Raw genomic sequence first — 14,545 nt, 5'->3', positions numbered from 1 at the left:
ATGAAAGCGTTACAATCTATTTAAAGCTATCCGAAACGTTTTGGAGGAATTTTGAGTGACAACGATTAAAGATATAGCGCGAGTTGCTGGCGTATCTGTAACAACGGTGTCTCGGGCTTTAAATGGTTATTCAGATGTAAATGAAAAAACAAGGCAAAAGATTGCAGCCGTAGCAAGAGAGCTGAACTACAGCCCTAATACGTTAGCTCGAGGACTGGTTATGCAAAAGTCAAAGACTATTGGACTACTAGTTTCAGGCATCAGCAGAGAGAGCGTAAAAGATAATTTTACATTTGAAGTGCTGTGCGGTGTAAATGAGCGAGCATCTACTTTAGGGTATGATTTGATTTTATTTAATACAAACACGATGATGCAACGAGAAAAAACGTATACCCAGCTTTGTCGAGAGCGAAGGGTGGATGGGGCAATTATTCAAGGTATTAAAAAAGAAGATCCCTATTTAAAAGAAGTAGTAGAAAGTGATATTCCCTGTGTTTTAGTTGATATTCCAGTTCATTCTAATTCAGTGGGCTATGTCACCACTGATAATGCCTTGGGAGCTAAAAAAGCAGTTGAACACTTAGCGAGTCTTGGCCATAAGCATATTGGGATGATTAACGGACATGAAGACGCATTTGTCAGCCAGGAACGTCTCAACGGATACAGAGAAGCGCTCAAAGAATGCGGTTTGTCGTTTCGTTCTGAGTGGGTTGTAAGCGGGAATTTTGAAGAAAAGAAAGCAGAGAAAGCTGTTCGGGAGCTTATAAATCGACATAAAGAGGTCACGGCTATTTTTTGTGCAAGTGATTTAATGGCACTTGGAGCACTAAAAGCATGCAAAGAACTTGGCCTTCATGTACCTAAAGAGATGTCGATTGTCGGATACGATAACATTGTCCTTGCCTCTTATTCGTCTCCAAATTTGACGACAGTAGGACAGGAAGTATATCAGATTGGCTATGAAGCTGCAGATTTATTAATTGAAATGTTAGAAGGAAAAGAAACAAATATGAAGCGATATCTTGATACAAAGCTAATTATTCGAGAATCAACAGATAAAAACCACAATTAGTGGTTTTTATATAATGCAAAACCGAAACGTTTCGGATATTGTGCGCTTTTTCCAAAACGTTTCGGTAAAACTTAGGGGGATGGAAATGGATTACCGTGTTATTAAAGAAAATGACCTATTTTTACTGACTGATCCAGCAGGAAATATCAATGAAAACCATCAGTATGGTTTAGGGCTATATATGAAAGATACGCGTTTTTTGAGCAAATTTCGTTTGAAGATTAATGATGCAGATCCTGTGTTATTGTCCTCAAGTGCAGAGGAGAACCTATTAGCTACAATTCTTCTTACTAATCCGCATATGGAAAAAGAAGGAGAGCTTGTACTATGGCGAGAGTCTATAGAAATAGAGAGAAAGCGCTTTATATATGGAGGAGTTTTCTATGAAAAAATAAAGTTAAAAAGCTATTTTCCTAAAAAAATTGCTTTTACATTAAGTATCCAAGCAGATGTCGATTTTAACGATATGTTCATCGTAAGAGGTTTTCAAACTGGAAATGTCGGAAAAAGAACGGGGGAAATAAAAGGAGAAAGCAGCCTAACATATACATACAAAGGAGCAGATGATATCAAGCGGGCGACACGGATTCTCTGGGATAAAGAAGCTTCATATATGGATGAGCAAGGAGAGGTTACATTTTCTTTTGAACTCAATCATCAAGAAGAAGAAGAAATTACATTAGTGGTTCAGCCGCAAATGGGTGAAAACATTAATGAAAATATTTTATCAGCTGATGAAGCGCTTAGTTTACTAACGCAGTCATATAAAAAGTGGGAAAAATCTTCTACAAAAGTGACAACTGATCATCCGACAATGCAGCGTCTTATTACAAGAGGGCTTAACGACCTGCGCGTACTGTTAACGGATGTAGGATTCGGTGCTTTTCCTGTAGCAGGATTGCCTTGGTTTGGTGTGCCATTTGGAAGGGATAGTCTAATTGCAGCGCTTCAAATGCTTGCTTTTAATCCGGAAGTGGCAAAAGGAACGCTGCGTACGATGGCGGCGTATCAAGGAACAGCAAATGATCCATGGCGTGATGAGCAGCCGGGTAAAATTATGCACGAAATACGTTACGGAGAACTTGCCAACACAAATCAAATTCCTTTTACGCCGTACTATGGAACGGTTGACGCGACGCCATTGTTTTTAATTTTATTAACGGAATATGTAAAATGGACGGGAGACTTGGAGTTTGTACAAGAAATGCACATGACTATTGATAGAGCTTTGACATGGATCAACGATTATGGGGATCGAGACGGCGATTTATTTCTTGAATATCATCAAGAGTCAAGTAAAGGAATTGCTAACCAAGGCTGGAAAGACTCAGGAGATTCTGTTGTCCATCGCACCGGTGAATATGCAAAAACTCCCATTGCTTTAGTGGAAGTACAAGGATATGTATATCAAGCAAAAATGGGTATTGCTTCTTTATATGATCAGCTAAACAAAACAGATGAAGCAAATAATTTACGTAAAGAAGCAAGGCAGCTGCATAAAAAGTTTAATGAAGCCTTTTGGATGGATGACGTATCATTCTACGCAATTGCACTGGATGAACATAAGAGCCAAGTAGGAACGATTACGTCAAATCCAGGTCATGCGCTTTTAGCAGAGATAATGGATGAGGAGAAATTGCACAAAGTAAGCGAAAGGCTAATATCGGACTCTATGTTTTCGGGATACGGTATCCGCACAATGGCAGAAGGAGAAGCAGGCTATAATCCGATGAGTTACCATGACGGGAGCATTTGGCCGCACGATAATAGTTTAATTGTTCTCGGTTTGAGTAAAGCGAACAAGCAAACAGAAGCCAATAAAGTTATAAAAGGGCTTGTTGATGCAGCAGAACATTTTGAGTACGACCGTCTTCCTGAATTATTCTGCGGCTATTCAAGTAAACTTGACAAACCTGTTAAATATCCTGTTGCCTGCTCACCTCAAGCTTGGGCAGCCGGTACGCCTTTAGCTTTCGTACAGGCGATGCTGAGACTGTTTCCTGATAGCACAGCAGGGACGATACAGATAAATCCTGTGCTCATAGACGATATGAATGAACTCTCTGTAGAAAACCTTGTGATTGGCAGTGGAAAACTGTCATTAACGGTTAAAAAAGAAGAAAGCGAAACTATCATTTACGTGAAAGAAAATACGACAAAATACGAGCTTCTATCTCAATGTAAAGTAAGAAATTATGTAGGTTAATGTTAATTCGACTGGGGCTTATTAAGCGTCTATTAATAAGCTGCAGGTCAATGAAATGAAAGGAGACAGCTAATGAAGAAGTGGGTACTCGCTTTAAGTTTGCTTCTGGCAGTAGCCGGAGCAGCTTTAACTGGATGTTCAAATGTACAAGAAGTTTCCGGGAAAGATGGTCAAGTCGAAATTGTATTAGCCGGCTGGGGAGGCAACCCAACAGAGACGAAGCTGCTTAATCAAACTATTCAAGATTTTGAAAAGCTCCATCCATCGATTCATGTGAAGCATGAAGTAATCACTGATCAATACATGGATATTCTAAAAACGCGTTTAATAGGTGGAAACGGTCCAGATGTTTTTTATCTTGATGCACTTGAAGCGCCTGGTCTTATTAATACAGGAGTTTTAGAACCTTTGAATTCTTATGTAAAGTCTGATTTTGATGTTCAAGATTTTGAGAAACCATTATTGAAAGCGTTTCAAAAAAATGGAGAGACATATGGTTTTCCAAAGGATTACTCCACGTTAGGCTTATTTTACAACAAAAAGCTATTTAAAGAAGCGGGAGTAGAAGTACCAAAAACATGGGGTGAGTTTGAAGAAGTTTCAAAAGTATTTAAAAAGAAAGGGATTCAAGCGTTTGGTGTCACGCCGGAATTAGCACGTATCTTTTATATGGCGCAGGCAAACGGAGGAGACGTGTTAAAGAACAATAAGGCAAATTTTGCTACGAAAGAAGTCGTTGACGCTCTTCAGCCGCTCATCGATCAGCATTTAAAAGATAAAACGTCTGTACAACCCTCTGATGTAGGCGCAAACTCAGGTACGGACATGTTTGCACAACAAAAAGTGGCTATGGTAATTGAAGGGAATTGGATGATTCCGTTTCTACAAGAGTCCTTTCCAAAACTTGATTACGGTACAGCGGAGGTTCCGACAATAAACGGTCATAAAAATACGATGGCATTTACGGTCGCGTATGTAATGAATGCTGACTCGAAAAAGAAAAAAGCGTCTTGGGAGCTCATTCAGTACTTAACTGGTAAAGAAGGAATGGAAACTTGGACAAGTAAGGGGTACGCATTGCCAACAAGAAAATCCGTAGCGGATAAGCTTGGTTTTGCTGAAGATGAAAAACGCGGTCCGTTGGTAAAAGGAGCTGCTTATGCTACTGTCTGGCAAGATGGTCCGTATTTGCCTATTATTATGAATAACTTTAATAACCAGTTTTTAAGCGCCTTTTTAGGACAAAGTGATTTAGAAACAGCTTTGAAAAAAGCACAAAAGCAGGCAAATCAAGAGATTAGTATTTATGAATAAGGCTTGGCGGGGGAGTGGAGGAAATGAAAAACGGAAAAATACGAACGTACAAACCTCGTGATGTAGGGCAAGGGTATGCTTTTATGACACCTACACTGTTTGTACTGTTGCTGTTTGTGATTGCACCTATTTTTTATGCCATCTTTTTATCTTTACATAAAGTTCAATTGTTGGGAGGGACTGAGTTCCATTTTCGAGGGCTTGAGAACTATATGAAGGTTCTTGAAGATGACAAAGCTAAAATTGCTCTGTGGAATACGGTGAAGTATGTAGTAATTGTTGTACCGGTACAAACCGCATTGGCACTTATACTGGCTGCCACATTAAATGCAGGGCTGAAAGCAGAAAAAGTATTTCGTATTATTTATTTTTTACCTACGCTTACATCATCGGCTGTATTAACGCTTATTTTTATGTGGATGTACAATCAAAATGGAATTGTGAACGAGTTTTTAAAGTTTGTTGGCCTTCCGACTTATAATTGGCTTGGAGATCCGCAGGTCGCTTTGATTGCCATTATGATTATGAACATCTGGGCAACAGCTCCATTTTTTATGGTTATTTATTTGGCAGCTTTGCAGGATGTACCAGATTCGCTGTATGAAGCAGCTCAGTTGGATGGTGCTAATGTGTTTCAACGATTTTGGCATATTACAGTTCCGAATCTGCGTCCGGTTACATCGTTCGTGGTAATCATGGGACTAATTGGTACGTTTCAGCTGTTTGATCAATCGTTTATTTTTTCAGGAGGTTCAGGGGGACCTAATAACTCGACTCTGACTGTTGTTCTTCTTATTTATCAATATGCATTTAAAAATTTAGGAACCATGGGATATGCTGCAGCACTAGCCTTTATGCTGGCGCTCGTGATTTTGGTGGCAACGGTTCTTCAGCGAAAGTTTTCAAAAGAAGAAAGTATGTACTAAGGGGGGAAGAAAAAGATGAAGAAAAAAACGGGAGTCCTTATTTTATATGCTATCTTAAGCATATACGCACTGATTACGCTAATTCCATTTATTTGGGCGCTGTCAGCTTCTTTTAAAACGCTTGAAGAAATTGTGTCAGGTACGGTGAACTTTATTCCGAAACATTTTACGCTAGACAACTATAAACAAATCTTTGTGGAACAAAAGCTGTTCCCTCGCTGGATGTTTAATAGCTTATTTATTGCTGTAGTAGGAACAGCTCTGAATTTGCTATTTAACTCAATGGCTGGTTATGCCCTTGCACGCCTCAGTTTCCCGGGAAAGAAAAGTTTGTTTATTATTATTTTAGCTGTGCTTATGATTCCTGGACAAGTAACCATGATCCCTAATTTTTTAATTTTGAAAGAATTAGGCTGGTTAAATACCTATCAGGGAATGATTGTACCCGGAATGGTGAATGCGACATTTATATTTATGATGCGTCAATTTTTTATTAATTTCCCAAAAGAGCTTGAAGAAGCAGCGGAGTTGGATGGGTTATCAAAGTTTGGAACATTCTTTAAAATAGTCCTTCCACTTGCAAAACCTGCCCTAGCAGCACAAACGATTTTTGTATTTATGGGATTTTGGAATGATTTTATGAAGCCTTTAATTGTGATGTCTGATGAAAATATGTTTACATTAACTTTAGGGCTTAACACATTTAAAGGTCAGTATATCAGTTATTGGAACTATATTATGGCAGCTTCCATGGTTTTTACACTTCCCATTTTACTCATTTATGCGTTTTTTAATAAATATTTTATTAAAGGAATCTCGTTTACTGGAGGAAAATAAAAAAGAGGCTGGGATAAAAATATTTTAGTTAGAATTATAAACGAACGATTAATTAAAAAATATTAATCGTTCATTTTTTTGTTATATCGAAGGGCAAGGCGAAGGCTCCTGCGGGAAAAGAGGCTCACCGGCCGGCCGCGGAAAGCGAAGCCTTGCACGGAAATCAACAGCGGTGTAACAAGTAACCTATACTAACTCCTTTATTCAATTTGTTCGACTTTAGATTGAAATGATTTAGTTACGTCTTAAACGCTTTTTAATGAAGTTCACTCACATACTGATCAATCATCGTTTGCAGTTCCTCTAGGGGCGTTTTACTGTTGTTAACAGACAGCTGCTTTAATGATTGAAGGGCACTATCCACAACAAACTTGCGGGGATTTGATTGTTTAAACAGCTCTTCTTCAATAAAACTAATAAGCTCTGTGCATTTTTGATGTTCGAATTCATCAGTAAATTGTTTGTGAACTTGTTTTTTTAAATCGATAAGTGCTGCAGAAATGTCCTGTTCTATTTGATTTTTAGTATTCGGGCAAGATGGAAGCCATTCTTTAATCGTTTGCGGATCGAGCAAAATGTCTCCTGCATTTGCTACTTCGTCTACAAGAGGAAGCAGACGCTTGACACTGTAGCTTATGATCTCATGCGGGTCAGTATTTGTGCCGTTAACCATAAAATTATAGTGAAAGTTGCGATGAAGCATGCCAAGAAACATAATTGCACAATCTAGCAGGTACGGTTTCTTTTCTTGTCCAAATAAATCAATGAACCGCTTGTAAACCCAGTTCACTTCAATAAACTGGGTTTTTTTTATGCATGCTTTTAAATCAGGATCATTGGAAACAAATACTTCTTCAAGTAATGTAAAAAATTTATGTTTATGATGGTTTTTCATCTGTGCATCAATCTGTTTAACAAATACATCTACATCGGTCAGGCTTTTACCAACCAGCAGCTGGTTTCGCTCTTGTTCAATTGTTGTATGAAGCCAGGTAAAAACAGCGATTAATAATTCATTTTTTGAAGAAAAATAGTTGTAGAATGTTCCTTTTGAAATGCCGCTATAATCAATGATGTCTTGAATAGACGTAGCTTGAAATCCTTTTTCAACGAAGAGATGGTGTGCATTTTTTACAACTTGCTGTTTTCGGTTATTCATTATTATCACCTAAATATAAAATTAGACTCATGGTCCAACTTTATGATACATGATTTAAAGCGTTTACACAAATGTTCTTTTTTAAAAAAATGGACGATATCACGACAATATATTGATATAAAAGGGTTATAGGAGTAAAAAAGTCGGTAAAATAAAGGACATGAACGCAAGATTTTTCGCTTGCATAAATTGAACTCACAGTATAATATACTCTATGTAGAACATGTGTCTAAAAAAATGAACTTGAAGTATAAGGAGGTACAATAATGAGTCAATCGATAAATCAAATGGAAAAGCCGCCTTATGGCATAATTGCTATTTTGTTAATAGGCGCTTTTATCTCATTGTTGAATGAAACGTTATTAAACGTGGCGCTGCCATCTATTATGAAAGACTTAGATGTGACAACGTCAACTGTCCAGTGGCTTTCTACTGGTTATATGTTAGTGAATGGTATTATGATTCCAACTACCGCTTTTTTAATTCAGCGCTATTCTGTCAGAGGCTTATTTTTAACGGCTATGACTTTATTTACAGCAGGAACAATACTTGCCGGCGCTTCGCCCGTATTTTCGGTCTTGTTAACCGCTCGTATTATTCAAGCATCAGGCGCAGCCATTATGATGCCGCTTTTAATGAACGTATTGCTCACAAGTTTTCCATTAGAAAAACGCGGAGCTGCGATGGGGATTTTCGGTTTAGTTATGATTTTTGCTCCGGCAATTGGTCCTACATTATCAGGGTGGCTAATTGAACACTATGAGTGGAGAATGCTGTTCCACCTTGTTACGCCAATCGCGGCAATTGTATTAATAGGCTCTTTCTTCCTATTAAAAGACAAAAAAGAAAAAGTGGAAATCAATTTGGATTTCCTATCACTTGTGTTATCTACGATTGGATTTGGAGGACTTCTATACGGGTTTAGCTCAGCAGGGGATAAAGGCTGGGATTCTGTGGAAGTATACGGCACCATTATCGTAGGAGCTGTGGCACTGATTTTATTTATTACGCGTCAGTTCAAGCTGAAAACACCTATGCTTGAATTCCGCATTTTTAAATATCCAATGTTTGCTTTATCATCAACGATTTCAATGGTGATCACAATGGCATTATTCTCAGCCATGCTGCTAATGCCAATTTATGTTCAAACGGTACGAGGCATTTCTCCGCTTCATTCAGGATTACTAATGCTTCCGGGTGCGCTGCTAATGGGTGTGATGTCACCGATTACCGGAAAATTATTTGATAAATTCGGAGCGCGTGCACTGGCTGTAACGGGTCTAACGATTACAGCCGTTACGACGTATTTCTTCAGTAACTTAGAGCTTGATACGACGTATACAACGCTTATTACGCTTTACACGCTTCGCATGTTCGGAATGTCTATGGTGATGATGCCGGTTATGACAAACGGGTTAAATCAGCTGCCGCAGCGCTTTAATCCGCATGGTACTGCGATGAATAACACGCTTCAACAAGTATCGGGAGCTATTGGTTCGGCTCTTTTAGTAACGGTGATGTCAAACCGTACAGCTACGCATGCAAAAGAGCTCGCTCAAGATGCAATGAGCGGAGCAGGAGCAGCGAATGCAACGGCAGCCGGGGCAGCTCAAATGAAAGAACAGATTGGGATGCAGGCAATGGTACAAGGAATTAACGATGCGTTTGCCGTCTCAGTAGTACTAGTGGTGGTTGCCTTAATTCTTTCATTGTTTATGAAACGCGCCACGCCGGCAAGTGAAGATGAAGTGATAAAGGAAAAAGCAGGACGCGAGCAGTTTGCTAAATAAAAAAGAAATCCCCGCTGAGACAGCGGGGATTTCTTTTAGCTTGTATATCTAAAGCTTAAGCCCATTTTCTTTAATAATTTCCGGTAGCCGATGGACGTTTGATCAGCCATAATATGCGCTTCCATCTGCAGGTCTAAAGGCAAGTCTTCAGGTTTTTGGTTTTCAACCATTTCACGGTCTTCGTCAAAGACGCGAAGGTTAAAGTCATACACACCTTCAACGCTCGAATCTTTGTCAAAGTTTCGAGCGATTGGTGCGAATAAACGTGTTTCGCGGGCTGAAATAGGAGAGACTGCATTCATAATCCACAGCTCTGCGCCTTCTGGGAAGTATACTTTTAGCGTAGCTGTAAACGGCGGATAAACATCAAAGACGCGAAGCCATTTAAAATCAGGTGGATTTAAATGCTGCTGTTCTTTGGAATAATTGCTCACGGTGCTGGTATATTCTACATGAAGCCCATAGTCTGTATCGCTTACTTTATATTTAGGCACAAAGGCGTTGTTTCGATCACCAAATGTGTCCGTGTGCACCCAAGCAAAATGAGCTACGTCTAAAAAGCCTTCCATTTGACGACCGGCCGAACCCATGATATCAAAGCTCGGACAAACAATTTGCTGAAAATCAGGGTCCTCCCAAGCATCGAAGTAAGGCAGGTTATCTTGTTCTCCTGTCAGGGAAGTCCATACTAATCCAAATCGTTCAATAACTGGATAGACGGCCATACACAGGCGGGGAGAAATGTTGGCATCAGGGTGAGCTGGAATCGACGTGCATGCGCCGTCCGTTGCATAGCGGAAGCCGTGGTAAGGACAGACAATTTCATCATCTTCGACCCAGCCCATGCTAAGCGGGGTGCCTCGGTGAACGCATAAATCACGAGCCGCTACTACTTTGTTTGTCGTGCGGTATAGAACTAGATTTACATCTAGTAGTTTTACGGACGTTGGTTTCTCTGTTACATCACTGCAGCGTGCGACCGGGTACCAATACTTGGCGAGCGTCGTCCAATCTTCCAGGCTGAACGTGCAGTCTCTTGGGTAGGGAGTTGCCGTTTTTGATTTGGTCATGGTTGGTTGTTGTTCCATCTATTTTCTTCCCTTCTTTTGTAAGCTCTTTTACTAAGGGTAATATAAAAAAAGAAAATTCACACAATTTATGTAAGAAGTTCTAACATAAAATATGGAACTTTGTAGAAAGTGCAAATTTCAGAAGACGCAAATTAGAGAATATACCAATAAAAAAATTTAAAAAAGCGCTTCCTAAATAAATTTAAACGTGATATAATTTTCCAAGACGCTGGTGTAGCTCAGTAGGTAGAGCACTTGCATGGTAAGCAAGAGGTCGCAGGTTCGATCCCTGTCGCTAGCATACTAAAAAAACCTTCTTTCTTGTTGAAAGAAGGTTTTTTTATTTGTGTTGACTTTAAAATTCTTTTCCGAATTATTCTTCCCCGCCTTGTGAAAACTTTGACAATTTGATAGCCTTATCAGGAGGCTGTGAGAAAACATGTGTATCTTTTCCACTATGTCTTATGAATCATATTTAGAAATATTCTTAAAAGAATGTTTATTGCCTCTAAGTATTGGGTACACGAAACTAGGGGTTAAATTTCAACAGGGAGTGTGAACGATAATTTGATTACGTTTAAGAATGTGTCAAAGCAATATCCAGACGGTACGACCGCCGTGAAAAATATTAATCTAGAAATTAAAGAAGGGGAGTTTTTCGTTTTAATTGGTCCGAGTGGGTGTGGGAAGACAACCACCTTAAAAATGATTAACCGTCTTCATGATATTACCGAAGGAGAACTATACATAAAAGATAAGCTCGTATCGGCCCACAACATACATAAGTTACGCTGGAACATTGGCTATGTCCTGCAGCAGATTGCTCTTTTTCCTCATATGACCATTGCTGAAAATATAGCCATTGTACCCGAGATGAAGCATTGGAAGAAAAACAAAATCAAAACGCGCATTGATGAACTGCTTACCTTGGTAGGACTAGACCCAAAGCAATATAGAAATCGAAAGCCGTCTGAGCTCTCAGGTGGCCAGCAGCAACGTGTAGGTGTAGCACGTGCCCTCGCAGCCGATCCCCCCGTTATTTTAATGGACGAACCCTTTAGTGCCCTCGATCCGTTAAGCCGCGAACAGCTTCAGCAAGATATTATTAGCTTAAAAGAAAAAATCAAAAAAACATTTGTGTTTGTTACGCATGATATGAGCGAAGCGATGACGCTTGGAGATCGTATCTGCCTGATGAAAGATGGGGAAATTGTTCAAGTTGGAACCCCGGAGGAATTCATTCAAAAGCCTAAAAATGAATTTGTAAAAACATTTATTGGAAATCAAGGCAATGCTTTATTTGAGACATTGGATATGTTTGTCAAAGAAAGTGAACAGCCAGACGTAGAACCTACTGAAGAGCTAGCTTCAACCGCCACTGTTCAGCAGGCAATGGACGCCCTTTACGACCATGAAGCAATAGCCGTGAAAAAAGGGAGCAAACGCATTGGCGTTGTAACGCGCAAAAACCTATTAGCGTTTCTTTCTGATAAAACGAAAGAAGGAGGAACGCTGTAATGAATGCATTAAGCACATTATTAGATCAACGAGGAGATGCACTGTTTCAAGCTCTTCTTGAACACATTCAAATTTCCGTACTGGCTCTTGTTATCGCCGTATTAATTTCAGTGCCGCTCGGACTGTACTTAACGAGGCATGACCGCATTGCTGAACCGATCATTGGCTTAACAGCCGTACTGCAAACCATTCCTTCACTCGCTTTATTAGGATTACTGATTCCTCTTGTCGGAATTGGAACCTTTCCCGCGGTTATTGCACTGTTTTTATATTCGCTTCTTCCTATTGTACGAAATACATATACCGGAATTAAAGAAGTGGACCCATCTTTAATTGAAGCATCCAAAGCCATGGGGATGAACTCGTGGAGACGATTAATCAAAGTAGAACTTCCTCTAGCACTTCCTGTCATTATGGCCGGAATTCGTACAGCAATGGTACTCATTATTGGTACAGCGACAATCGTGGCTCTTATCGGAGCGGGCGGACTCGGAAGCTTAATTTTGCTTGGTATTGACCGAAGTGATAATAGTTTGATTTTATTAGGAGCCATTCCAGCAGCATTATTAGCGCTTATTTTTGATGGAATTCTGCGAACGATTGAACACTCAGCTAAAAAAGGGTCCAAAAAACGCTCGTTTATTATGATCATCGTATTAATACTCATTCTTGTTTCTCCGTTTGCAGCGATGAGCGCAACAAAACCAGACCTTGTTATCGGAGGGAAAATTGGTGCAGAACAAGATATTTTAATTAATATGTACAAAGAATTAATTGAAGATCAAACTGATATGAAAGTAAATCTTCGTTCGTCGCTTGGGAAAACGGTATTTGTATTTGAGGCTCTGCGTAACAAGGAAATTGATTTGTACCCTGAATATACGGGTACAGCTATTGTGACGCATTTAAAGGAACAGCCGGACAGCAAAGATGAAACAGAGGTGTACAAGCAGGCAAAAGAAGGATTTCAGAAGAAATTCGGCCTTGTCTATTTAGATCCAATGAAGTTTAATAATACGTACACATTGACCGTAGCAAAGGAATTTGCCAAAGAAAATAATCTAACCACTATTTCAGATTTGGCAAATGCAACAAATAAAGTAAAAGCAGGATTTACGCTTGAGTTTAAAGATCGTGAAGACGGCTATGTAGGCATTCAAAAAGAATATGGCCTTACCTTCCCGAATATTAAAACGATGGAGCCGAAGCTTCGCTATCGCGCTGTAGAAAAAGGCGATATTAACATGCTTGATGCTTACGCAACGGACCCTGAAATCAAACAGTTTGGTTTGAAAGTCTTAAAAGACGATCAGCAGCTCTTCCCTCCGTATCAAGGAGCGCCTGTGCTTCGTGAAGATACGCTAAAAGAGCACCCTGAACTGAAAAAAATCTTAAATCAACTGGGCGGTAAAATCAGTGATGACGAAATGCGTGAAATGAACTATCAAGTAAATGCGAAAGGAAAAACGGCTGAAGAAGTTGCTCATCAATTCTTAGTGAAAAAAGGATTAATTAAGGAGTAAAAACGAAGAAAAAAGCTAGGACAACAGTATGTTAGTTGAAAGAAGATCCGAACGATGAATCGTTCGGATCTTTTTATTTTAGTTGCTTCTAGCAGTTGATTGGAGGGCAACGCGAAGACTCCCGCGGAAAGCGAAGCCTTGCATGGAAATCAACTGCGGTGCAAGAAGTGATCCATACTTGATTATTTACTCCATTCGTCCGTCTTTAGATTGGCGTGATTTCGTTATGTCTCAATCTCTTTTTAATGCGGGAGAAGCATTAATGAAAATGAGGCCTTATGAACAAGCTAAAGGTACCGAATTTGTTTTCTGATGGAAGGGAGGCGCTTTTATGAATTCATTTTTTACGTGTCATCCTGTACAACATTCCTTTCAGCTTTTTTCAGTTGAACATCTTGTAACTTTAGCTATTATCGTGATCATAGGAGCATTTATTTTTTTGTGTCGAAAGCAGCTGCGAAAAAAGATGTTTGTGTTCATTTTGCTTTCACTGATTCTAATTGCTTCAGAAACAGCCTACCAGGCTTTGGAAATCAGCTGCCATCAGTGGTCCGCTGAAACTTCCTTGCCTCTTCAGCTCAGCGATATAGTCGTGCTGCTGGCTGCTGTTATACTGATAACCAAAAGCAGGCTTCTTTTTTATTTTGTGTACTTCGCAGGAATCAGCAGCTCTGTTCAAGCGATGATTACCCCGGACCTTGGCGGCTATGCGTATGCCCAGTTTCGCTATGTGCAGTTTTATGTATCGCATGGCGGTGTGGTACTTGCTTGCTGTATGCTAATTGCTGTCTGCAGATATGAGCCGACGTTTCGTTCTTTATGGGTAAGCGTAGTATCTGTTAATCTGTACGGAGGTTTTATCTATGCTATGAATCGTTTACTCGGGGCGAATTATTTATATATGATGAAAAAGCCAGAGCACGCTTCCTTACTGGATGTTCTTGGACCTCATCCTTGGTATTTAGTATGGATTGAAGGAATCATGATTCTTAGCTTTCTTGTCCTTTATCTGCCGTTTTGGGTACATAAAAAAATTAAAGGTGATAAAAACAAAGTCAATTTTATTGAAGCAGAATGATAATACTGGTAGTTTATAAGTGTAAACTAACTCAGATTTTCTGAAGGAAAAG

General features: G+C 39.5%; 12 protein-coding genes and 1 tRNA gene. 11 read left to right on the top strand and 2 right to left on the bottom strand.

Annotated elements, in window-relative coordinates; genetic code table 11:
* Positions 1-55 precede the first annotated feature (55 nt).
* The 5 genes from LAV82_RS01360 (at position 56) to LAV82_RS01340 (ending at position 6,355) form a co-directional block, all read left to right on the top strand.
* On the top strand, positions 56-1,072 hold the full coding sequence (locus tag LAV82_RS01360; protein ID WP_013058621.1) for a LacI family DNA-binding transcriptional regulator: 1,017 nt from the start codon (positions 56-58) through the stop codon (positions 1,070-1,072).
* A gap of 85 nt (positions 1,073-1,157) precedes the next feature.
* Positions 1,158-3,278, top strand: a complete 2,121-nt coding sequence (locus tag LAV82_RS01355) for an amylo-alpha-1,6-glucosidase (protein ID WP_499715503.1) — start codon at positions 1,158-1,160, stop codon at positions 3,276-3,278.
* A 72-nt stretch (positions 3,279-3,350) separates the two neighbouring features.
* Positions 3,351-4,592 carry an ABC transporter substrate-binding protein gene (locus LAV82_RS01350; protein ID WP_499715502.1) on the top strand — a complete coding sequence of 414 codons (1,242 nt, stop codon included), beginning with the start codon at positions 3,351-3,353 and terminating at the stop codon, positions 4,590-4,592.
* Between the two features lie 23 nt (positions 4,593-4,615).
* A complete protein-coding gene (locus LAV82_RS01345) occupies positions 4,616-5,518 on the top strand; it encodes a carbohydrate ABC transporter permease (protein ID WP_013058618.1) in 903 nt (300 codons plus the stop codon).
* A gap of 15 nt (positions 5,519-5,533) precedes the next feature.
* Positions 5,534-6,355: a carbohydrate ABC transporter permease gene (locus LAV82_RS01340; RefSeq protein ID WP_013058617.1), complete on the top strand. Its 822-nt coding sequence runs from the start codon at positions 5,534-5,536 to the stop codon at positions 6,353-6,355.
* A gap of 256 nt (positions 6,356-6,611) precedes the next feature.
* On the opposite strand, the gene LAV82_RS01335 is transcribed toward LAV82_RS01340, so the two are convergent.
* Positions 6,612-7,514, bottom strand: coding sequence for a TetR/AcrR family transcriptional regulator (locus LAV82_RS01335; protein WP_211077481.1), 903 nt, complete (start codon positions 7,512-7,514; stop codon positions 6,612-6,614).
* 266 nt (positions 7,515-7,780) lie between these two features.
* On the opposite strand from LAV82_RS01335, the gene LAV82_RS01330 reads away from it, so the two are divergent.
* Positions 7,781-9,304 (top strand): DHA2 family efflux MFS transporter permease subunit, encoded by a 1,524-nt coding sequence (locus LAV82_RS01330; RefSeq protein WP_013058615.1) that lies wholly within the window; start codon positions 7,781-7,783, stop codon positions 9,302-9,304.
* A gap of 35 nt (positions 9,305-9,339) precedes the next feature.
* Here the strand turns inward: LAV82_RS01330 and LAV82_RS01325 are convergent, their stop codons facing one another.
* Positions 9,340-10,392 carry a Rieske 2Fe-2S domain-containing protein gene (locus tag LAV82_RS01325; protein ID WP_211077482.1) on the bottom strand — a complete coding sequence of 351 codons (1,053 nt, stop codon included), beginning with the start codon at positions 10,390-10,392 and terminating at the stop codon, positions 9,340-9,342.
* A gap of 210 nt (positions 10,393-10,602) precedes the next feature.
* Here LAV82_RS01325 and LAV82_RS01320 point away from each other — a divergent pair.
* The 5 genes from LAV82_RS01320 to LAV82_RS01300 all read left to right on the top strand — a co-directional run bounded on the left by LAV82_RS01320 (position 10,603) and on the right by LAV82_RS01300 (position 14,493).
* Positions 10,603-10,675 (top strand) — tRNA-Thr (locus tag LAV82_RS01320).
* A gap of 266 nt (positions 10,676-10,941) precedes the next feature.
* Positions 10,942-11,892 (top strand): ABC transporter ATP-binding protein, encoded by a 951-nt coding sequence (locus tag LAV82_RS01315; protein WP_013058613.1) that lies wholly within the window; start codon positions 10,942-10,944, stop codon positions 11,890-11,892.
* A complete protein-coding gene (locus LAV82_RS01310) occupies positions 11,892-13,415 on the top strand; it encodes an ABC transporter permease/substrate-binding protein (RefSeq protein WP_499715499.1) in 1,524 nt (507 codons plus the stop codon). Before LAV82_RS01315 ends, LAV82_RS01310 begins: the two co-directional genes overlap by 1 nt.
* Positions 13,416-13,557: 142 nt before the next feature.
* Positions 13,558-13,728 carry a hypothetical protein gene (locus tag LAV82_RS01305; protein ID WP_013058611.1) on the top strand — a complete coding sequence of 57 codons (171 nt, stop codon included), beginning with the start codon at positions 13,558-13,560 and terminating at the stop codon, positions 13,726-13,728.
* 18 nt (positions 13,729-13,746) lie between these two features.
* The gene (locus LAV82_RS01300) at positions 13,747-14,493 is read left to right on the top strand and encodes a YwaF family protein (RefSeq protein ID WP_499715497.1); all 747 of its coding nucleotides are present in this window, start codon (positions 13,747-13,749) and stop codon (positions 14,491-14,493) included.
* Positions 14,494-14,545: the final 52 nt, after the last annotated feature.

Origin of the sequence: Bacillus sp. ILBB4 (assembly GCF_035064545.1) — a bacterium.
In the GTDB taxonomy this organism is placed as follows: domain Bacteria; phylum Bacillota; class Bacilli; order Bacillales; family Bacillaceae_H; genus Priestia.
The sequence above is the reverse complement of the archived record's forward strand: the minus strand, read 5'-3'. Positions and strand labels throughout refer to the sequence as shown.